The sequence below is a fragment of the Streptomyces sp. NPDC001532 genome (assembly GCF_040298625.1).
Classification (GTDB): Bacteria; Actinomycetota; Actinomycetes; order Streptomycetales; family Streptomycetaceae; genus Streptomyces.
Genome location: NZ_JBEPAL010000020.1, coordinates 12,182 through 32,964, shown reverse-complemented (window position 1 = coordinate 32,964; position 20,783 = coordinate 12,182). Strand labels below are relative to the sequence as shown.

At 68.9% G+C, this 20,783-nt stretch carries 15 protein-coding genes; 5 read left to right on the top strand and 10 right to left on the bottom strand.

Annotated features, from left to right (window positions below; all coding sequences use genetic code 11):
- Positions 1 to 244: 244 nt before the first annotated feature.
- The 5 genes from ABT232_RS19605 to ABT232_RS19585 all read right to left on the bottom strand — a co-directional run bounded on the left by ABT232_RS19605 (position 245) and on the right by ABT232_RS19585 (position 5,126).
- Entirely contained in the window at positions 245 to 2,572 is a 2,328-nt protein-coding gene (locus ABT232_RS19605) for an ABC transporter permease (protein ID WP_351841504.1), read from the bottom strand.
- The gene (locus ABT232_RS19600; RefSeq protein WP_351841503.1) at positions 2,569 to 3,258 is read right to left on the bottom strand and encodes an ABC transporter ATP-binding protein; all 690 of its coding nucleotides are present in this window, start codon (positions 3,256 to 3,258) and stop codon (positions 2,569 to 2,571) included. The genes ABT232_RS19605 and ABT232_RS19600 overlap by 4 nt, the downstream gene beginning before the upstream one ends.
- Positions 3,255 to 3,779, bottom strand: coding sequence for a PadR family transcriptional regulator (locus ABT232_RS19595; RefSeq protein ID WP_351841501.1), 525 nt, complete (start codon positions 3,777 to 3,779; stop codon positions 3,255 to 3,257). Before ABT232_RS19595 ends, ABT232_RS19600 begins: the two co-directional genes overlap by 4 nt.
- A gap of 157 nt (positions 3,780 to 3,936) precedes the next feature.
- Complete coding sequence (locus tag ABT232_RS19590) at positions 3,937 to 4,194, bottom strand: type II toxin-antitoxin system antitoxin (protein ID WP_351841499.1); 258 nt, start codon at positions 4,192 to 4,194, stop codon at positions 3,937 to 3,939.
- Complete coding sequence (locus tag ABT232_RS19585; RefSeq protein WP_351841497.1) at positions 4,191 to 5,126, bottom strand: SPFH domain-containing protein; 936 nt, start codon at positions 5,124 to 5,126, stop codon at positions 4,191 to 4,193. Before ABT232_RS19585 ends, ABT232_RS19590 begins: the two co-directional genes overlap by 4 nt.
- Before the next feature lie 234 nt (positions 5,127 to 5,360).
- Here ABT232_RS19585 and ABT232_RS19580 point away from each other — a divergent pair, with 234 nt between their 5' ends.
- Positions 5,361 to 7,652, top strand: a complete 2,292-nt coding sequence (locus ABT232_RS19580) for a transglycosylase domain-containing protein (protein ID WP_351841495.1) — start codon at positions 5,361 to 5,363, stop codon at positions 7,650 to 7,652.
- 90 nt (positions 7,653 to 7,742) lie between these two features.
- On the opposite strand, the gene ABT232_RS19575 is transcribed toward ABT232_RS19580, so the two are convergent.
- The 3 genes from ABT232_RS19575 to ABT232_RS19565 all read right to left on the bottom strand — a co-directional run bounded on the left by ABT232_RS19575 (position 7,743) and on the right by ABT232_RS19565 (position 12,240).
- On the bottom strand, positions 7,743 to 9,794 hold the full coding sequence (locus tag ABT232_RS19575) for a SpoIIE family protein phosphatase (RefSeq protein WP_351841493.1): 2,052 nt from the start codon (positions 9,792 to 9,794) through the stop codon (positions 7,743 to 7,745).
- A 295-nt stretch (positions 9,795 to 10,089) separates the two neighbouring features.
- On the bottom strand, positions 10,090 to 10,782 hold the full coding sequence (gene fomD / locus ABT232_RS19570) for a cytidylyl-2-hydroxypropylphosphonate hydrolase (RefSeq protein ID WP_351841491.1): 693 nt from the start codon (positions 10,780 to 10,782) through the stop codon (positions 10,090 to 10,092).
- Positions 10,783 to 10,854: 72 nt separating this feature from the next.
- On the bottom strand, positions 10,855 to 12,240 hold the full coding sequence (locus ABT232_RS19565) for a class II fumarate hydratase (RefSeq protein ID WP_351841489.1): 1,386 nt from the start codon (positions 12,238 to 12,240) through the stop codon (positions 10,855 to 10,857).
- A gap of 183 nt (positions 12,241 to 12,423) precedes the next feature.
- On the opposite strand from ABT232_RS19565, the gene ABT232_RS19560 reads away from it, so the two are divergent.
- The 3 genes from ABT232_RS19560 to ABT232_RS19550 all read left to right on the top strand — a co-directional run bounded on the left by ABT232_RS19560 (position 12,424) and on the right by ABT232_RS19550 (position 17,255).
- Positions 12,424 to 13,992, top strand: a complete 1,569-nt coding sequence (locus ABT232_RS19560; protein WP_351841487.1) for a recombinase family protein — start codon at positions 12,424 to 12,426, stop codon at positions 13,990 to 13,992.
- 764 nt (positions 13,993 to 14,756) lie between these two features.
- The gene (locus ABT232_RS19555; protein ID WP_351841485.1) at positions 14,757 to 15,083 is read left to right on the top strand and encodes an HNH endonuclease; all 327 of its coding nucleotides are present in this window, start codon (positions 14,757 to 14,759) and stop codon (positions 15,081 to 15,083) included.
- A 984-nt stretch (positions 15,084 to 16,067) separates the two neighbouring features.
- Positions 16,068 to 17,255 carry a phage major capsid protein gene (locus ABT232_RS19550; RefSeq protein WP_351841483.1) on the top strand — a complete coding sequence of 396 codons (1,188 nt, stop codon included), beginning with the start codon at positions 16,068 to 16,070 and terminating at the stop codon, positions 17,253 to 17,255.
- Between the two features lie 61 nt (positions 17,256 to 17,316).
- On the opposite strand, the gene ABT232_RS19545 is transcribed toward ABT232_RS19550, so the two are convergent.
- Together ABT232_RS19545 and ABT232_RS19540 are read right to left on the bottom strand one after the other, a co-directional pair.
- On the bottom strand, positions 17,317 to 18,495 hold the full coding sequence (locus ABT232_RS19545) for a methyltransferase domain-containing protein (RefSeq protein WP_351841481.1): 1,179 nt from the start codon (positions 18,493 to 18,495) through the stop codon (positions 17,317 to 17,319).
- Positions 18,496 to 18,633 carry a hypothetical protein gene (locus ABT232_RS19540; RefSeq protein WP_351841479.1) on the bottom strand — a complete coding sequence of 46 codons (138 nt, stop codon included), beginning with the start codon at positions 18,631 to 18,633 and terminating at the stop codon, positions 18,496 to 18,498.
- A 942-nt stretch (positions 18,634 to 19,575) separates the two neighbouring features.
- Between ABT232_RS19540 and ABT232_RS19535 the strand changes: the two genes are divergently transcribed.
- Positions 19,576 to 20,775, top strand: a complete 1,200-nt coding sequence (locus tag ABT232_RS19535) for a helix-turn-helix transcriptional regulator (RefSeq protein WP_351841477.1) — start codon at positions 19,576 to 19,578, stop codon at positions 20,773 to 20,775.
- The last annotated feature ends 8 nt before the right edge of the window (positions 20,776 to 20,783 follow it).

Below are 20,783 nucleotides of genomic sequence, written 5' to 3'. Positions count from 1 at the left end.
CACGGCCGGTCGAAGGCGCGCGGCCCGAACCGAGGCCCACGCCCGAACCGAGGCCACGGCCGGTCGAAGGCGTGCGGCCCGCACCGAGGCCCCGGCCCGAACCGAGGCCCCGGCCCGGATCCAGGCCCCCGCCCCGAACCGAAGCCTTCGCCCGAACCGAGGCCCCCGTCCGGACCGACGCCCGAAGGTGAAACGCCCGGCGGGGCCGGTGGGGCGGGGTCGGGGCCGCGCGGTCTGCTCGGGGCTACTCCGTGCGCAGGCCGTCCGGGCGCAGCAGGCGCAGGAGGGGTGGGAGGCTGAGCAGGGTGACGGCCGAGACGACGGCCGCGCCGATGCCGGTCATCGACAGGACGCTCGCCCAGTCCACCCGGACCGGGGTGTCCGTCATCCGCAGCAGGACCGCGCCCAGAATCAGTCCGACGGCGCAGGCCAGAGCGAGGCCGAGGGCGACCGGTACCGCGGTCTGCCACAGCACCGACAGGCCGAGCGTGCGGCGCCGGGTGCCGAAGGCGACCAGCGACGACAGCAGCTTGCGGCGTTCGCGCAGCTGCTCCAGCTGGGAGACGAGCAGGCTCGCCCCGATCAGCGCGAGCACACAGGACGCGCCGACGAGCAGACCGGTGCGGATGGCCGCGTAACGGTCGTTGTGCTCACTGGAGACCCAGGTCATCGGCTCGATCAGCGGATCGATCCGGACCGCCGTGTTCCGTACGTGCTCCCGCACATCCGGTACGGACTCGTCGAGCCGCAGATAGAGCTGGCCGGTCAGGGCCGCCGCCAGGTCGCGGGGCAGCGCGGCCGGCGTCAGCAGGACGCCGCCGCGCCGCACGCCCGTGGGATCCGGGACCGAGCGGGCCTCAAGAAGGTCCGCGGGCACCGGCCAGGCGACCGGCGCCGCGCCCTCGCCGTCGGCGTCCGGGTCGAGGTACAGCGACCGGCCCGGCCTGACGATCGCGGGCGTGGCCGTGTCGTACTCGCCACCGCGGACGACGAAGACGTCGCCGTCGCGGCAGGACGGCAGCGACGCCACGGCCCGCAGCGACGCGCAGTCGCCGACGGTCAGCTGCGCGTACCGCTCCGGACTCGCGGCCCGGTCACCGGCGTACGCCTCGGAGAAGGCGAGGACCTGCCGTACGCCCTCCGTCCTCTCGAAGCGGTCTCCGGCCGGGCCGAGCGGTTTCCCGGTCGCCAGCCTCACCTGCATCTGCGCGCGGCTGAGATCCTTGCCCGTGCTCTGCGTGTAGTCGCTCTCGACGCCCGTGAACAGCATCTGCAGGGCGATCGCACCGGCCACCGCCACCGCGATGCCGTTGACCATGCGGGCCGCGGTGCCGCTGCTCAGCTGGAGCCTGCGCACCGCGAGCTGCCAGGAGACGGCGCCCGCGCCGAGCCGGGCGACGACCGCCTCGACGATCCACGGCAGCAGCGCGGTCACCCCGACGAGCAGCAGCAGCACACCGCCGGTGACGAGGTACTGGTTGAACTCGCCCTCGTCGCGCCCGTTGCCGACCATCGGGTAGAGCAGTCCCAGTCCGGCGAGCGGCAGCAGCAGCCGCCACCACAGCCGGCGCCGCGCGGGCCGGGCGGCGCGCACCACGCCGAGGGGTTCGATCACCACTGCGCGCAGCGCGAACTGGGTGACCACGACGGCGGCGGCCGGGACGGCCACCGCGACCAGCAGCACCAGCAGCGGCGAGGGGTCCAGATAGCTCGGGAACGCGCTGAACCCGAACACCTCCACCGAGCCCGCCCACTGGCGGCCGAGGAGGAAGAAGCCGGTGCCGAACACCAGCCCGAGCACGGACCCGGCCATCGCCTCACCGGCCGCCATCCGCCGGGTCATCCGGGTGTCGGAGCCGACCAGCCGCAGCGCCGCGAGCCGCCGGTCGCGGCGCTCGCCGCCGAACCGTACGGCGGTGGCGATGAAGACGCCGACCGGCATCAGCAGCACCACCACGACCACCAGCAGCAGCAGGAGCAGCACCGGGTCCATCCGCTCCGGGGCCGGGTCGACCTCACCGAACCGGTCGAGGCGTGTCACGCCGTCGTCGAGGCGCGCCGCCATCCCCTGGCCGCCGCGGTAGAAGGACAGCTCGGCCGAGCCGATCAGCCCGGTCTCGCCGATGGTGCCGACGATCCGCTGCGGCAGCCGTTCCCGCAGCAGCTTCCCGTCGTCCGAGGCGAGCAGCCGCCGCAGCGCCGGTGAGACAACCATCTCGCCCACGCCGGGGAACGCGTCCACACCCGGCGGCAGCGGGGCGCGCGGCCCCTCGGGCTGGAGCACCCGGCCGCGCACGTCCCGCTCCCGGAAGGTGGTGTCGGCCATGGCGACCAGCACGGTGTCGTCGGCCCGCTTCACCTCCGTGCGGCTGAAGGTGATGTCGGAGCGGGCGGCCTCCCGCTCGTGCCGTGCCGCGAGCGCGTTCGGGAGGGCGGTGGTGAGCAGCAGCAGCGCCACGCCGAGCCCGACGCCGGTGGCGGTCAGCAGGGTGCGGGTCCACCCCTCCCGCCCGCCGGCGAACGCGAACCGGAACCCCAGGGCCAGGTCGCGGAACCACTGACGGAGCCTCATACGACGCGCTCCATGTCCCGCGACTTCCCGTCGCGTACGACGATCTCGCGGTCGGAGTAGGCGGCGACCCGTGCCTCGTGGGTGACGAGCACGACCGCCGCGTTGGTCGACCGGGCCGCGTCGGTCAGCAGCTCCATCACGCGCTCGCCGTTGAGCGAGTCGAGCGCGCCGGTCGGCTCGTCGGCGAACAGCACCCGCGGGCCGGTGACCAGCGCCCGGGCGACGGCGACGCGCTGGCCCTGGCCGCCGGAGACCTCGCCGGGGCGCTTGCCCGCGATGTCGTCGACCTCCAGGCGGGCCATCCACTCCCGGGCGGCCCGTTCGGCGGCCTTGCGGGACGTGCCGTTCAACCGCAGCGGGAGCGCCACGTTCTCCACGCAGCTCAGCTCCGGCACCAGCTGCCCGAACTGGAAGACGAACCCGAACTCGCTGCGCCGCAGGGCGCTGCGCCGGGCGTCGCTCATGGTGGCCATCTCCTGGCCGGCGTAGGTGATGGACCCCTCGTCGGGCGTCACGATCCCGGCGAGGCAGTGCAGCAGCGTGGACTTGCCGGACCCGGAGGGTCCCATCACGGCGACGACCTCGCCCGGGTGGATGGAGAACCCGGCGCCGTCCAGCGCCAGGGTCGGCCCGTAGGCCTTGCGCAGTCCGGTGGCGGTGAGCAGGGAGCCGGCGGGGGCGGTCATGACGTCACCGCCTCGGCCAGTTTGTCGAGCCGCGCGGCGGTCAGTTCCAGCCAGCGCAGATCGGCTTCCAGGTGGAACAGCGCGTGGTCGCAGATCAGCTGGTCGGCGAGGTCGCCCTGGCGCTTGCGGTCGGTGAGGATCCGCATCATGCGCAGGTGTTCGGCGCGCTGGGTGTCGAGGATGTCGGCGGCGTCGCGGTGGGTGAGGAGCGCGAGGACGACCTTGGTGTAGAGCGTCGACTGGAGGTACGGCTCGGGCTTCTCCGGAGTGGCGAGCCACTGCGCGACGTCGGTGATGCCGGCGTCGGTGATCGCGTACCGCTTGCGCTCGGGCCCGCCGCCGGGCTCGATGCCCTCGACTTCGACGAGCCCGTTCTTCAGCAGGCGGGACATCGTCGAGTAGACCTGGCCGTAGTGCAGGGGCCGGTCCTGACCGAACTTCGCGTCGAAGGCCCGCTTGAGGTCGTAGCCGTGGCGGGGGCCGGACTCCAGGAGCCCGAGAAGGGTGTGACCGATGGACATGGCGGCCACTCTACACACCATGTATACGCGGTGTGTATACGCCGAGTGTTGAGTTGTGCCGCCGGCCCTCTGTCACGAGCCCTCTGCCGCCACCAGCCCTCTGCCGCCGGCCGCCCGTTCCCGGTCGCCCGCCCTCGCCTCCGGTCCCCGCCCGCGTTCACTCCTCGCGGCCGGGTGCCGGACCTCCTGGTGGACGGCCTCGGCGGGGAATCGGTCCGGCCTCGCCGGGCAGGCGTCCGGCCTCCGCCAGCGCCCGCCGCAGCAGGAACTCGATCTGCGCGTTGGCCGACCGCAGCTCGTCGCCCGCCCACCGGGCCAGCGCGTCGTAGACCAGCGGGTCGAGCCGCAGCAGCACCTGCTTGCGCTGCTGCTGCGGCCGCCGCCGGGGAGCGGGCCCCTCCGGGGAATCCGTCACTGGTAGAGCGTTCCGGTGTTGAGGACCGGCTGCGCGGCGCGGTCCCCGCACAGCACCACCATCAGGTTGGACACCATTGCCGCCTTCCGTTCGGAGTCGAGTTCCACGATGTCCCGTTCGGCGATCCGGTCCAGCGCCGCCTCGACCATGCCGACCGCGCCGTCGACGATCTGCCGCCGCGCCGCGACCACCGCGCCGGCCTGCTGCCGCTGGAGCATCGCCGAGGCGATCTCGGGCGCGTAGGCGAGGTGCGTGAAGCGGGACTCGATGATCTTCACGCCGGCCGCCTCCACCCGGGCGTGCAGCTCGATCGCCAGCTTCTCGGTGATCTCCTCGGCGTTGCCGCGCAGCGAGAGCCCGTCCTCGTCATGGGCGTCGTAGGGGTACTCGATGGCGATGTGCCGGACGGCCGCCTCGGTCTGGGTGGCGACGAACTCGATGTAGTCGTCGACCTCGAAGGTGGCCTGCGCGGTGTCCTCGACCCTCCACACCACGACCGCGGCCAGCTCGATCGGGTTGCCGTAGGCGTCGTTGACCTTCAGTACGGCCGTCTCGTGGTTGCGCACCCGCGTGGAGATCTTGGTGCGGGAGGTGAGGGGGTTGACCCAGCGCAGGCCGTCCTGGCGGATCGTGCCCCGGTAGCGCCCGAAGAGCTGGACGACCCGGGCCTCGCCGGGCGCCACCATGTTCAGCCCGCACATGGCGACGAAGGCGCAGACGCCTATCAGGACGCCGGCGACGATCAGCGCGGCCTTGGCTCCGGCCGCCGCTACGGCGGTGGCCGCGACGACCAGGCCGACGCCGGCCAGCAGCCCCACCAGGCCCAGGAGCAGCGCGAGTCCGCCCGCGATGCTCTGGGCCGTGAACTCCCGGACGCGGGGCTCGGGCATCTCGGGCACGTCGGCGACGGCCGCGGTGTCGTGTGTGGACATGGAGGGTCCCCCGTTTCGCATAGCGTCTGTCTAGCTAAGTGATATCACTTTACCGCGTCATGGCAACCCCTGGACCCCCTCGGGCGTCGGTTCCATGGGGGCGGGTGCTGATTGTCACGTCCACAAAAGACCGGAACCAGCCGACTTGGTCACATAGAGGGGTGTTAGCTTTCGAAGCTGACCTGAGCCACGCACCTGTGTGACAATCGAGACTGAAGCGGAGCAGACGGACTCATGGGACGAGCGGAAGAGAGACGAGCGCGACAGCGCGGTGGCCGCCGCGCGGCGCCCCGGCGCCGCCGTTCGTCGGACACGGCCGGCAAGAGCGGCATACGCCGGCTGTTCACCTGGAAGAAGATCCTCGGCACCTTCCTCGGGGCGTGCCTGCTCGTCATCGGCGCGTTCGTCGTGCTCTACCTGATGATCGACATCCCGAAGGGGAACGCGCTCGCCCAGGAGCAGAGCAACGTCTACAAGTACAGCGACGGCGCCACCCTCACCCGCGAGGGCGAGGTCAACCGCGAGGTCGTCGATCTCGCCGTGGTGCCCAAGGCCGTCCAGCGCACCTTCGTCGCCGCCGAGAACAAGAGCTTCTACAGCGACTCCGGCGTCGACCTGAAGGGCACCGCCCGCGGTGTCCTCAACACCCTGGCGGGCAAGGGCAAGCAGGGCGGCTCGACGATCACCCAGCAGTACGTCAAGAACTACTACCTCACCCAGGAACAGACGGTCAGCCGCAAGCTCAAGGAGCTGGTCATCTCCCTGAAGGTGGACCGCCAGATGTCCAAGGACGACATCCTCGCGGGCTACATCAACACCAGCTTCTACGGCCGCAGCGCCTACGGCATCCAGGCCGCCGCCCAGGCCTACTACCGGGTCGACGCCGAGGACCTCAGCGTCGAACAGGGCGCCTACCTGGCCGCCCTGCTCCAGGCGCCCAACACCTACGACTGGGCCATCGCCTCCGAGACCGGCCGGAAGCTGGTGCGGGAGCGCTGGGACTACGTCCTCGACAACATGGTCGAGGAGGGCTGGCTGGACGCCGGGGAACGCTCCGGCATGCGGTTCCCGGAGCCGAAGGAGCCCAAGGCGGCCCCCGGCATGGAGGGCCAGAACGGCTACATCGTGCAGGCCGCCAACCGGGAACTCGCCCGGCAGCTGGTCGAGCAGGGCGCCGCCGCCGACACCGAGGAGGCGCTGGAGAAGATCGACCGGGGCGGCTGGACCATCACGGTCAACATCGACAGCAAGAAGCAGAAGCTGCTGGAGAAGGCCGTCAAGGACCAGCTCACCAGCAAGCTCGACCCCGGCAAGCGCTCGGTCGACGCGGACGTGCAGGCCGGTGCGGTGTCGGTGAACCCGAAGAACGGCAAGGTCCTCGCGATGTACGGCGGCGTGGACTACGTCGAGCACTACCTGAACAACGCCACCCGCGACGACTACCAGCCCGCCTCCACCTTCAAGCCGCTGATCCTGGCCGCCGCCCTGGAGGAGGGTGCCACCACCCAGGACGGCACCCCGATCGCCGCCGACACGATCTACGACGGCGACAACAAGCGCCCGGTCGTGGACAACGGCACGCCCGTCGGCTTCGCCCCGGAGAACGAGGACGACGTCGACTACGGCGACATCACCGTGCAGACGGCGATGAACAAGTCCGTCAACTCCGTCTTCGCGCAGCTGGGCGTGGACGTCGGCATGGAACAGGTGCTGGACACCGCGGGTGACCTCGGGATGGACACCGAGGGCCTGGAGGCGGTGCCCGCGCAGACCCTGGGTTCCATGGGCGCCAGCCCGCTGGAGATGGCCGCGGCCTACGCCACCCTCGCCAACCACGGCAAGCAGGTCACGCCGACGCTGCTCGCCTCCGCCGAGCACAAGGACACCACCGTCGAGCTGCCCGACGCGATCGGCGAGCAGGTCATCAGCCGCGAGGCCGCCGACACCGTCACCTCGGTGCTCACCGGCGTGGTCGACGACGGTACGGCCCGCCGCTCCGTCCGCGACAACCCGAACCGCGACGGCCAGCAGGTCGCCGGCAAGACCGGTACGTCCGACAACAACAAGTCGGCCTGGTTCACCGGCTACACGCCCGACCTGGTCACCTCGGTCGGCCTGTTCGGCGAGGACGACAAGGCCCCGCACCCGCAGGTCCCGATGTACAAGGCGGGCGGTGAGCCGCGCGTCAACGGCGGTGGCTTCCCGGCGCAGATCTGGGCGCAGTACACCTTCGGCGCGATGGGCAAGGTCACCGAGTTCGACCTGGACACCGACCAGGGCGCCGCGGTCGAGCCGACCTGGACCCCCACCGTGACCCGGACCCCGACGGAGGAGCCGACGACGGAGGAGCCCTCCTCGTCCCCGCCGGTCACGGAGAGCCCCAGCCGGACGCCCACCGAGACCCCGACCCAGACGCCCACCCAGACGCCGACGCAGACCCCGAGCCAGACGCCGACGACCACGCCCCCGGCGGACGAGGGCGGCGGCCTCCCGGAGAACCCGTTCGAACCGGAAGAGGACGAGTGACCGGGCGACAGTGACGATTCCGCACCCGCCGCGGGGAGAACCCCCGCGGCGGGTGCGCCGCTGTGTCCGGTTCGGATATACCCGGTTCGGCTATATCCGGTTGAGCTCGAACCAGACGACCTTCCCGGTGCTGAGCCGCGTCGCCCCCCACCGCCGGGCCATCCGGTTGACGAGATACAGCCCGCGACCGCCCTCGTCGGTGGCCCGCGCCTGCCGCAGCCGCGGCAGCTGCGGTACGTCGTCCCCGACCTCGCAGCGCAGCACATCCGTCCGCAAGAGCCGCAGCGTGACGGGCCGCGAGGCATACCGCACCGCGTTGGTGACGACCTCGCTGACCAGCAGCTCCACCGAATCGGTCAGCTCCTCCAGACCCCACCGGGCCAGGGCCCGCCGGGCGAGCCGCCGGGCACGGCCGGGCGCCGCGTCCTCCGGCTCCAGGAACCAGTAGGCGACATCGCTCGGCGCGATCCCGTCGAACCGGGCCGCGAGCAGCGCGATGTCGTCGTCCCGGTCGCCCGGCCCGAGCATGTCGAGCACCTCGTCGCAGAGCGCCTCCAGCGGCGGCGGATGGTCCGGGCCGGTCAGCTGCGCGGTGGCGGCCAGCTTCTCGCGCAGCTGCTCTATCCCGGTCCACACGTCCCGCAGCCGCGACTCCACCAGGCCGTCGGTGTACAGCAGCAGGGTCGCCCCGGCGGGCGCGTCCAGCTCCACGGCCTCGAAGTCCACGCCGCCGACGCCGATCGGCGCGCCAGCGGGCACCCGCAGCACCTCGGCCCGCCCGCCCAGGTGCAGCAGCACGGGCGGCGGATGGCCGGCGTTGGCGATGGTGATGCGGTGCGAGACCGGGTCGTAGACCGCGTAGAGGCAGGTCGCCATACGGTCGGTGCCCAGCCGCTGGGCCTGTTCGTCGAGGTGGTGCAGCACCTCCTGGGGCGGCAGGTCCAGCCCGGCGAGGGTCTGCGCCGTGGTCCGCAGCTGGCCCATGATCGCGGCGGAGGTCATGGAGTGGCCCATGACGTCCCCGACGACGAGGGCGACCCGGCTGCCCGGCAGCGGGATCGCGTCGTACCAGTCGCCGCCCACCCGCGCCGTCTCGGCGGCCGGCAGATAGCGGGAGGCCAGCCGCACACCCGTGGGCTGCGGCAGGGTCTCGGGGAGCATGGTGCGCTGCAACTCGTCGGCGATGTACGCCTCGCGGCCGTACAGCACCGCCTTGTCGATGCCGAGCGCGCTGTGGGTGGCCAGCTGGGCGGCGACGAGGAGGTCGTCGGCCTCGAAGGCGATCCGCTCCGGACGGCGCAGGAAGACCGCGGCGCCGATCACCCGGCGCCGGCCGCGCAGCGGCGCCAGGATGGCCCGCTGGCCGTTCGGGATGATCGCCTCGCCCTCCTCGCCCAGGAGTTCGGGCAGCGCGGCGCGGGCCGCGGGCGCGTCGGCGAAGACCGGCCGGACGCCGCGCAGCACCTCGTTGAGGGCGCCGCCGGGGCGCACCTCGCACAGTTCCGCGGTGAGCGCGGCCAGCTCGGACGGCTCCGGCTGGAAGACGGGCAGGAACCCGCCCTCGGTGTCCCGCTCCTCCGGGATCCGGTCGGTGCGGCGCAGCCGCAGCACCACCGGGCCGGTGGGCCGCTCGTCGCCGACCGGCAGCGGGTCGCGCAGATAGACCAGGATCGCGTCGGAGAAGGTCGGCACGGTCGCCCGGCACAACCCCATCACGATCTCGTCCAGGTCGATTCCGCGGGCGATCCGCCGGGTCGCGGCGCCCACGAAGCGCAGCCGGTCGCCGTCCCGGCGCATCGGGGCGGGGCGGCCGAGCGGCAGCCCCTGACCGGTCCGCCGCTCCTGCTCCAGGCCGGGCTGGGCCGGGATGGCCTCCGCCGCGGGGCGCGGGCGGTGCGGGTCGGGCTCGGCGGTGACCGGCTGGGAGTGCTCGGGGCCGGTGCCGTCGGCGGCGGTCACCGGCGGGCCCGGGGGCGTCTCACCGGTGCCACGGGCCTGGGCCTGGGGTAACCCGGAGCCGCCGGGCGTGGCGCGCTGCTGCCCCGGGGAACGCAGGAGCGCCCCGCGGGGATCCACGGGGTCGGCGCCCGCCTGGGGGCGCTCGAAGGAGGTCGGCTGCTCCGTCACGCGTGTCGAGTCCATCCGTCCGGGGCTGCGCGCCGCGTGTACCGCGTGCGCCGTTGCAGTTCGTCCCGCAGGAAGGCCGATACCCCGAATACGTGTCCAGGGAACGGATTTCCCGCGTGGTCAGAGGTTGTTCCTGTGCCACCTGCGGACCCGTCGCGGCCCGCACGCGTGTTGCGCTCGTACCCCTCGCTCACGTCCTGCCGCCCCTCGGTGACATGTGGTCAGGCCCGTTGCGCGCCCCGGGAGTTGCCGCCGCGCGCCCTTGCGGAGGACGATCCTACGTTTCTTGCCCGGGGGCGCATCAAGGGTCTCATGAGGACACGTGCGCGGGCGTGCGATCCCAGTCCTCCGGCAGCGCCGGGACGGACCAGGACGGATCCGGGCGCCAGTGCTGCCAGCCGTCCGAGAACGGCGGGCCCCAGGCGCGGATCACCTCCACCGCGTCCCGCCCCGCCGCCCGCACCCGTTCGGCGAGCCGGGCGTCCATCAGGCCGTCCCGCTGGGCCTGGGCGAACTCGTCCTCGTCGCGCCAGCGCCAACTGCGGTCCGGGTGCACGGAGATGTCCAGGAAGTGGTCCTCGGAGTCGACGCCGCCCTCCCAACGCGCCAGCGGCTCCTCCAGATTGACGTACCAGTTCTTGAACCGCCAGCCCGGTTCCCAGAACAGCCACACCGACCACGGCTCGCCGGGCCGGGCCAGCTTCAGCACACCGGTGCCGAACCAGCGGTCGCGCTGCACGGTGCGCGGCTTGGTGTAGCGGGTCTCCAGCGGCTCCAGGTGCACGGACGTGCCGTCGGCCAGCACCGGCTTCACACACTCGGTGCCGGGGGCCAGCCAGACGGCCAGCACGTCCTCGTCGTCCCGCGCGACGGTGACGGGGCGCACGATGTGGAAGCGGTCGCCCGCGTTCTCCCGGTACCGCCACAGGATCTGACTCCCGGGCGCCCAGAACGCCGTCGCTCCGCCCGCTTCCACTTCTCTCACCGCTCCGTCGTCTGCCATGAACAGATATTAGGTGTCACTGTCATACGACGCTGCGGTGCGCGTCACGGTTCACACGCGCCGAACGGCCGGTCACGGGCGCGTCATCCGCAGGACGTCCAGGGCCTCGTCCAGCTGCTCCAGGGTGAGGTCGCCGCGCTCCACGTAACCGCCGTCCAGCACCACCTGGCGGATGGTGCTGCGCTCGGCCAGCGCCTTCTTGGCGACCTTCGCGGCCTCCTCGTAGCCGATGTACTTGTTGAGCGGGGTGACGACGGAGGGGGACGACTCGGCGTACTCGCGGGCGCGTTCGCGGTTCGCGGTGATGCCGTCGACGGTCCGGTCGGCGAGCAGCCGGGAGACGTTGGCGAGCAGCCGGATCGACTCGAGCACGTTCTTCGCGATGACCGGCAGCATGACGTTCAGCTCGAAGTTGCCGGCCGCGCCCGCGGTGGCGATGGTCGCGTCGTTGCCGACGACCTGCGCGGCGACCATGAGGGCGGCCTCCGGGACGACCGGGTTGACCTTGCCCGGCATGATCGAGGAGCCGGGCTGGAGGTCGGGCAGGGCGATCTCGGCGAGACCGGTGCGGGGGCCGGAGGACATCCACCGCAGATCGTTGGCGATCTTCGTCAGGGACACGGCGATCGTGCGCAGTTGTCCGCTGGTCTCCACGATCCCGTCGCGGGCGCCCTGCGCCTCGAAGTGGTCGCGGGCCTCGGTGAGCGGCAGCCCGGTGGTCCGCGCGACCTCCTCGATGACGGCGGCGGAGAAGCCGGGCGGCGTGTTGATGCCGGTGCCGACCGCGGTCCCGCCGAGCGGCAGCTCGGCCAGCCGCGGCAGCGAGGCCTCCAGCCGCTCCACGCCGTACCGCACCTGGGCGGCGTAGCCGGCGAACTCCTGGCCCAGCGTCACCGGGGTGGCGTCCATGAGATGCGTCCGCCCCGACTTCACGACGTCCGCGAACTCCTCGGCCTTGCGGGAGAGCGCGGCGGCGAGGTGGTCGAGGGCGGGGACCAGGTCGCGGGTGACGGCGGCGGTGGCGGCGATGTGGATGGAGGAGGGGAAGACGTCGTTGGAGGACTGCGAGGCGTTGACGTGGTCGTTGGGGTGCACGCTCCGGCCCAGGCGCTCACTTGCGAGCGTGGCGATGACCTCGTTGGTGTTCATGTTGGACGAGGTGCCGGAACCCGTCTGGAACACGTCCACCGGGAAGTGCTCGTCCCAGCGCCCCTCCGCGACCTCGGCGGCGGCCTCCTGGATCGCCTCGGCGACGTCCTCGTCCAGCACGCCCAGCCGCGCGTTCACCTTCGCCGCCGCCGCCTTGATCCGCGCCAGCGCCTCGATGTGCGCCCGCTCGATCCGCTGCCCGGAGATCGGGAAGTTCTCCACCGCCCGCTGCGTCTGCGCCCGCCACTTGGCGTCCGCGGGAACCCGGACCTCGCCCATGGAGTCATGCTCGATGCGGTATTCGCTCATACCCGCTTAAGCGATCGAGGGCTTCGTGATGTTCCGGGGGGCGCCGCACGCCCCCCGGAAGGCCCCGCTAGACCAGTCCCGGGCCGCGCACCGGGATGTGCGTGAACGTCGGCTCGGGAGCCGGGTTCTGGAAGAAGTCGTTCGGCTTGTTCATCTTGCATGGACCCCCATACGATCCCCGGCATGATCACGCATCCGAGGGTTCTGGGAGCTGTCCGCCTGTCGATCCTGAAGGACGACACGACCAGCCCCGAGAAGCAGAGGCAGGCCGTAGAGCACTGGGCCGCTGGCCCGGCCGTCGACGGCCGGATAGCTGGCTGGGCCGAAGACCTCGACGTGTCCGGCGCCATGCACCCCTTCAAGAGACCGGGGCTCGGCCCCTGGTTCAACGAGCGCGCCGACGACTGGGACGTATTGGCCGTCTGGAAGCTCGACCGACTCAGCCGAAAGGCTGGCCACTTCGCCGAGGTTTTCGAGTGGTGCCAAAAGCACGGAAAGACGATCGTCTCCGTGACCGAGGGCATCGACATGTCCACCCCCATGGGCAAGATGTTCGCTCAGATCATCGCCGCCTTTGCCGAAGGCGAGTTGGACACCATTCGCGCCCGCGCTCTTTCCGGCTCGGCTGCGCGTAAGTCCAAGGGTGTGTGGATTGGCGGAGTGGAGCCGTTCGGCTACCACTTCGAGCGGCAGGAAGGGGGCGGGAAGAAGCTCGTTCAAGACCCTGCCTATGCGAAGCTGTTTGGAGAAATTATCGAGCGGCTGAAGGCCGATGGATCGGCTTACAGAATTGCGCTTGACTTGAACAAGCGTGGTGTTCCTACGTGGCGGGATCATCTCCGCATTGTGAAGGGTGAAGAACCGAGGGGCGTTGCTTGGACGGCCAACGCGATTCGGGCCATCGTCATGAACCCCACGGTGGCCGGCCTCTACACCCATAAGGGTGAGAACGTTGTTGACGAGAACGGCGAGCACGTTCAGATCACTGAAAGCCCTTTGATGGACTTCGCCGAGTGGTCGGAGTTCGTTGCGGTGATGAAGAGCGACCGCCCCGCTCGGCGGGCCACTCCTTCGCGGTCCATGCTTGGAGGCGTGGCCATCTGCCAGGCGTGTGAGGGCCGCATGTCTTCCAACAAAAAGGTCAAGTCGAACGGCCGAGTGCATCACTACTACGCCTGCAACAACGTGAACACGGGAACGTGCACCAGCCCCGCCCGAATCCGCCGGGATGACCTAGACGGGGTGGTCGGCTCGTTCGTAAACGTGACGCTCGGATCGCTCGCCGTGATGGAGCGTGCCGGTAACTCCATCAGTCAAGCCAAGACGGAGCTTGCCGAGGCTGAGTCGACGCTTGACCGCCTGGAGCGTGATTATCTCGCCGGACGTTTCAAGACCGACGTTCAGGTCGAACGATACTGGGGCCAGCACGAATTCCAGTCCGCGAAGGTTGAAAGGCTCCGTGAGGAAATCAAGGCGGCTGAGGCCGCTCCTGCATGGAAGGAGACCGGCCGAACCTATGCCGAGGAATGGGCGGCTAAGGACGACGAACAGAGGCGCGTCTTTCTTCAGCGGCACGGCATAACGGTGAGCGTTGGAATCAATGAAGACCAAAGCCGCCGAGTCGTGTGCAAGATGCCGGAACTTGCAGAGATCGCCAATGAGACCGGGTTGCATGTGCCCGAGGGGTACTGGCTGATCGCCCCCGAGTCGGAGTTCATTCTTCCGGCGCGCAAGGCGTACAAGCGGAAGTAAGTTCCAGAGTTGTCAGAATGCCCCCGTCGCGTTGGATGCGGCGGGGCATTCTCATGTTCCTTCAGAGAGCGCGCCGTTTACACGCTCTCGCCCTGGCCGTTTAAACGCTCTTCCTTGATTCCGCCAGGGGTGCGGCTGTAGACAGAGGCCCCCCCGCTGCATCACCGAACGCCCCGAAGGAACAAGTGACCATTGGATTCGGACCCGGCGCCCCGTGGGGCGCCATTTCTCAGCTCGACTGTCGAGCGAAAGCCCGTAGCCCGCTAATCAAGCCGCTCGCGTTTCGCGTGTACTTCGCCGCCCTCGGCTGGGGTAATCAGGTGGGGCACGCCGAATTCGCCGAAGGCGCCCTAGCTTCCATCCTCTCCGGGGAGAACGGCCAGGCGCTCACCAGACAGGCCGTACAGAAGGGCATAGCCGCCGCGAGGGGCATGGGCCTGGTCGCCCCTGAGTCGGGCGCACGGTGCCTCGTCCTGCCGTCCCACCACTTCCAGAAGAACGGGCTCGGGTCGGCGTCCTGCCGCGTGCACTCCCTACGGACTGCCGCGTAACCCCGTGGTGGCTACCGAGTAGCCCTGCGAGGGTTACGCATTCTGCACTGACCTGCGGAAACCTTTGCTGCCTCTCTATCTCTTTAAGTCATCCCCTGGCCGAGGAATGGAGGCCAGGCAGAGAGTACTACTACGGGCACCCCGTCGAGGGTGCCCTAACTGTTTCTAGCTAAGAAGCGCCCCCTCGGAGGGGCGCTCTCTATCGGAGTAGCTATGCCTATGTCTATGTGCAGCCGCTGTAAGCGGCTCTATTCGCTCGGCTCGCGCTGCGAGCCGTGTTCCTTGGCCGGAGCGAGGCGACGGGAGCAGAAGAGAAAGCACACGCGCCCCTCGCCCTGGGCGCGTGGATACAACACTGAATACCTCAAAGCTAGGGCCGCGATCCTCGCGGCTAACCCTGTCTGCTCTCTCTGCAATGCACGGCCGGCCACCACGGCCGACCACATTGTTCCGCTCAGCCGAGGCGGAACGAACAACATAGAGAACCTTCGCCCGGCTTGCGGGCCGTGCAACTTCGGCAGAGGCAACCGAACGGCGTAGGACGAACGCTCTCGGCCTTCTGGGCCGAGGTAGCTCAATGGATCTCCACGGCGGCCACAGGGCCGCTCACGGCCCTTCTATCGGCCAAGGCAGCCCCGACCACAAGGGGAGGGGGAGTCTCAAACTTTCCCAGCGCCCTTCTCCGCACCTGCGCCCTTCCCTTCATGCGAACGCGCGCGAATTAGCCGGGATTGGTGGGCGAGGTATGCGGTCTGCATCCCGACCCAGGCTCCATCCATCGGACGGTAACTCGCGCCGCAGTGCGCGTGTGGTTTCACGCTATCTAACAGTTCTTTCCCTCATGCAACAACAACTTCGATCCCTTTCAGGGCGGGATCGGGGGGAGGGCGCGCCACAGGGCGGCGCGAACGACGGCGGCCCGGCTTCACGGCATCTCTCCAAATGCTGGCCGTGGGGTCGGGCCGTCTTAATTCGCCGCCACTGAAAGGTGCGCTCCCGCAAGCCATATCGAAAAGACATGAGACGTGGACCGCATCGTAGAAATCGACTGCTGGGCATGCGGACAGCCGTTCAGTATCACTTTCGGCCCCGGCCCATATCGCCGTTACTGTGGGCCGTCTTGTAAGAATGCGGCCCGGCGCACTGCACGTCGCCTGCGATTTATGCAACGCATTGAAGAGCAGCGCGCAGCACGCGCTGAGGCCCTTGGTCGCTCGGTAGGCGGTGACGACAGCATTCGAGCGTGAGCGGCCCAAGGCTCACGATTCGGGCTACTCCTTCTTCCTCATCCTCAACTCAGAGGATCTGCGATCTGCTCTAGAGAGACGGATCGCCGAGTGCCAACGAAGAGCCGATTCTTGTAGCCATCCCTTGGCCCGAGCTGAATGGCTCGATCACATCAGAAGCCTTCGCGCCATGTTGGCCGAAGAGCAATAACAGCCGCCCTTAATTCAAACCGCCCCACCCATCGGTGCAGGGCGGTTTTTTCATGGCCGCTTCCGGCCCGATCATCGAAGGAAAGCGATGCTTACGACTACTTGCGACAACATTCACGCACGGCAAGCACAGGCCGCGCTAGAAAAGCGTGCCAAGCTCGTTAAGGAACTGCGCGGAGTTGAAGCCGATAACAGTCTGAAGCCCGAGGCCCGGAATGCCCTCGTCGACCGCATAGACCGCGAGATGCGCGAGCTAGAGGCCGAGGCGCGAGACGCGGTCGAGCGGGGCGAGCGTGAGGCGGAGACCCGCCGCCACGCGGCACAGGTCGGTTCGCTTCTCACGCCTCGCAGTGGCAGCACCATTGACTTTCAGGAAGGCATCTGGCGTTCCATTCTGCCTTCGGCTAATGAGTACCGCGCTCTTGTGCAGGAGGGCTCGCCCGGCTCGGGCGGGTACGCCGTCCCGACAGAGGTAGCCAACCGAGCCGTTGAGTTCCTGCGTGCGCAGTCTGTTTTTAAGCGAGTTCCGGGAATCAACATCCATCGGTTCACCGGCGGAACTTTCGTTCTTCCCAATCTCGTGAGCACTACGAATCCAGGTGTCGTGGCCGAGGGTTCAACGATTCCGGGCGCGACAGCTAATTTCGGCGCCCTGTCCTTCGCGCCTATGAAGTATGCGGATCTGTACGAGGCTTCGAACGAAATCTTGGATGACGCTGCTTTCGACATGCGCGACCTGATCGCTAAGGTGATGCTGCGCAACATCGCCACACAGGTCGACAAGGACGCCTTCCAGGGGACTGGAACTGCCTCGCTTTCCGGGCTCACGAAGGCAGGCGTGGGCACCGCCGTGAATCTGCCCTCGGGCAGCACCCAAGTTCCCTGGGATTCCGTCATTGACGCCTATTCGGATATTGAGGGTGCAGGTGGCGCCCCGGCCGTCATCTGGGCCTCGCCGGATCAGGCGAAGGGCCTTCGCAAGGCTCGGGAGAACGGCACAAACGGCGGCTACCTAGCGGGGCAGGTCACGGACTCGGTCGCCTCTCGCGGCCTCGGTCTTCCCATCTACGTCAGCGCGAGCCTGCCCGTGCGCACCGTGATTGTTGCCGACCCGACTCGCATCCACGTCGGTGTGCGTTCAGATGTGCGGATCGCTGTTTCTGAAGATTATGGATTCAAGCAGGACCTGACAGCTTTCCGCGCGACCTATCGAATCGCGGGTCTTGTGGTCGATTCGCCGTCGGCCGTGCAGGTGATCAAGGCGGCAGCCAGCTAGTAGCTAAAATCTCATATTGAAGGGGCACCCGACTAATGTCGGGTGCCCCTCTTTTGTGTTTTCAGCCGAGAGCCAGCGGAACGGGATTCGCCGGCTCATCGAGCCAGACCGTTTCGCCCTCGGCGGTCACCGTGAGCCCGAACCTCTCGAATCCGGGGCGCCCTTGTGCGTCCCACCAGCCGTACGCCTTTTCGACTTCATCCCACAGCTTCCGAGGGCCGGACTGAACGACTTCGAACTCCGCCCGCCCCTTCTCGAAGTCAGCCGTGGCCCAGGACGTGACGGCCGTGTCCCGGAGCCACAGGGTGTAGGAGCCGTCCGAGTACGACTCCATCCACGGGAACGCCTCGGGCACCTGAACACCGATCGCGAACATGACGTGCCAGTCGCCCACGTCATCCGGGGAGAGAGCCGTGGTCGATTTGACGCCGTCGGCTGGCCACGGCTTGCCGTCCAAGTATTCGCGGACGTGTTTCCGTTTCACACGCTGATCACGGAGGCGCATGAATGCCGAGGAACCGAGAAACTTCCCCGACGCCGAGCCGTCGGGCCCGACGGTAAGCCGAGAGATGGCTTCCCCGCCGTAGGTCGGCCCCCACGGGGTCACGATGATCCCGCCCGGCTTCGTCTGCTCAACCCATGCATAGGGCACCCGACCGATCGAACAGGTAGCAATCACCCGGTCATAGGGCGCCCCCGGCGGGTAGCCCTCGGCGCCGTCGCCGACTACGGCTAGGGGCAGGAAGCCCGCGTCTTGGAGCCGCTTCCTTGCGTCCGCCGAGACGGCTTCGTCCACTTCCACTGTGACGACGTTCTCGGGACCGACGCGGTGCGAGAGAAGCGCGGCATTCCAGCCGGTACCCGTTCCGATCTCCATAACCGTATGGCCTTCATGGATGCTCAGTGCGGCGAGCATCGAAAAGACCATGGTGGGCATGGAGTTCGAAGATGAAGGGATCTTGCCCTTGTCCGGACCGGTGTAGGCGCCGTCATCCCATTGCGTCGTGATCGGCGCATCCATGTAAACGGCCTCCCGCCATGCGCGGGGTTCCTCGGATCGGATGATCCGGTTCTGTTGGCGGTTGCCGCCCGCCATGCCCGGCCAGATGGCATCCGGAACGAACATATGCCGTGGCGCCCGCCTGAAGGCCGGAAGCCAATCGGACGTAAGCGCGCCCTTCTCCATCAGCGCGGACGCCAACCCCTCGGGGCTGGCGTCCGCTACGTGCTGCTCGCTCATTCAGCGGCCGTCCGCCGGGCCCTGGCCGTCGTTCGTGTTTCCGCCCTCATCCGAGCCGCCGCCACCGTGCTTGTTGCCGCTGTCGCTGTCGTCCTGCGGGTTGCCGCCGTCCGTCATCGTGAGCCACGGCTTACGCATTTGGTTACCTCCCATGGAATGGATGGTGCCTGTTCATCCGTCGCGCCGTCTGCGAAACGGTGTCTTGCACCGCCCCTGCCGAAGTCGCATCCGGCAAGAGAGGGGGGCCGGAATTGATCTATCCGGCAGAGGCGGAGTTCATTGAGGCAGGGCCAGCAGGAAGCCGGCGAGCGCCCAGATCAGGAATGCGCCGAGGCGCCACAAGCGCGTCATGCGGGACGCTCGGCAGCCTTGGGGGCCTGCACCCACCCTTGATGACCGAACCGCTTGTGCACCCGCATGGCTGACACAGTGGCCAGGGCCAATTGGAGATCGTCTGTTCGGGCAGCAGCGCGGGCACTGCCTTGCAGCGTTGCGCACACGATGCATCTGCCAGGGTCGACCGGCCCGCCCCTTGGTTCCCTGAGCCATTGGCCATCGACCTTCACGCCCCCTCCCGCTGGGCGCAGCGTTGACAGTTCGGTACCGAGCACGGAGGCAGCGCATTCGGCGGAAAGGAGATCACGCCGGACACGGGGTCATGAGTCCCGCCGTATTCAGTCCACCAGTAACCCTCTGAGGGCCGCTGGGGGCCATCCACAAGGCTGACTAGTTCCGGCTCGGGTAAGGCGCTCACGCGGGCACTCGCGCGCTTTGCTGGGGCCGTCACGGTTTCACCTGGGGACACTCAACGTGCCGATAGGTCACGGCGGGCGCACCGGCCGACATGGGGGCGCTGCCTCGGATCGCCCGCTCAAGGCTCTTGATCGGCTGTTTGCAGTCGGGGCAGCGGTAGCCCTTGGGCGCGTAGGTCACGTACTCGGATTGCCGTGCGTCGGTGCCCGCCCTCGTCTGGCTTGCCATCGTCGCCGTCTCCTCGTCTCGGTCGAGAGAGATCGTCCCGCCGTGCGGAAGTCCGGACTAGTGGCCTCTTGTAGGCCAACTGTCGGCCAGACTTGCCCTATGGGGAGCAGCATCGGGGCCAACATCCGACGGGAGCGCGAACGGCTCGGCTGGAGCCAGGCGCGTTTAGCTGGCGAAGTCTGCCGCGCCGCTGGCGTCCAGGGGGAACCAGTCGGGCGACAGGAGATCAGTCGATGGGAGACGGGGAAGCGCACGCCCCGTGAATGGCTCCCGTTCCTGGCCGCCGCCCTCGGCGTCACCGTGGACGTGCTGAAAGCCTCCGAGTCGCCCGCTAAGCCGCCGCTGCCGACCCTGGCCGACTTCCTGCCCGAGGGTGATCCCCTGGCCCCCCTGAGCGCCCGTGAGGGTCGCCGTATCGGTTCGGGGCAGATCACCGACCTACAGCAACGGATTCACGGCCTGCGCCTCGCCGACGACTTCCTAGCCGGGGGCGATCTCATTCGGCCCGCGCTGCGGGAGCTGCGACGTGCCGTGAAGCTCTACCGGGAACACACGCACACCGACGAGATCGGCCGCGAACTGTTGCGGCAGATCGGCGAGTTGGCTCAGATCGCGGGGTGGATTGCCAGCGACGCGGGCCAGCACGAAGAGGCGGAACGGATCTACCGGCTAGGGATCAGTGCCGCCAGGCAGGCCGAGGATTTCACCCTGGCCGGGAACATCGCCGGTTCCCTGGCCTATCAGTTCAGCAACACGGGCCGGGAAGCCGAAGGGGTCACCCTTGCGCAAGCCGCCCTGCATGACGCGGCGGACGCGCCCCCGAAGGCCCGCGCCCTGTACCTCGATCGAGTGGCTTGGGCACACACGAAGGCGAACCAGCCGCAGCCCGCCATGCGCGCACTCGGAGAGGCCGGGGAAGCCTTGGCCGCAGACACCCCCGGCACGGAATCGCCCACCTACCTGTATTGGGTCGACGCGGGGGAACTTCGAGTCATGGAAAGCCGCGTCTATACGGAACTGCGCCGACCCCTGCGGGCCGTTCCTTTGCTGCGAGAAGTGCTGAAGGGATACGACGCGACTCATACTCGCGAAATGGCCCTCTACCTCTCTTGGCTGGCTGTGGCCTACGCCGACGCCAACGAGCCCGAGGAAGCGGCGGAGGTGGCCGAGAGGGTCATCAGCCTGTCGGCGGACGTAGCCAGCGAACGGACGGCTGAGCGGGTGCGGGTCGTGCTTGACCGGCTCGCCGAGTACGCGGACGTACCAGAGGTTCGGGCAGTGCTGGACAGCGCCGCGTGAAGGGTGGG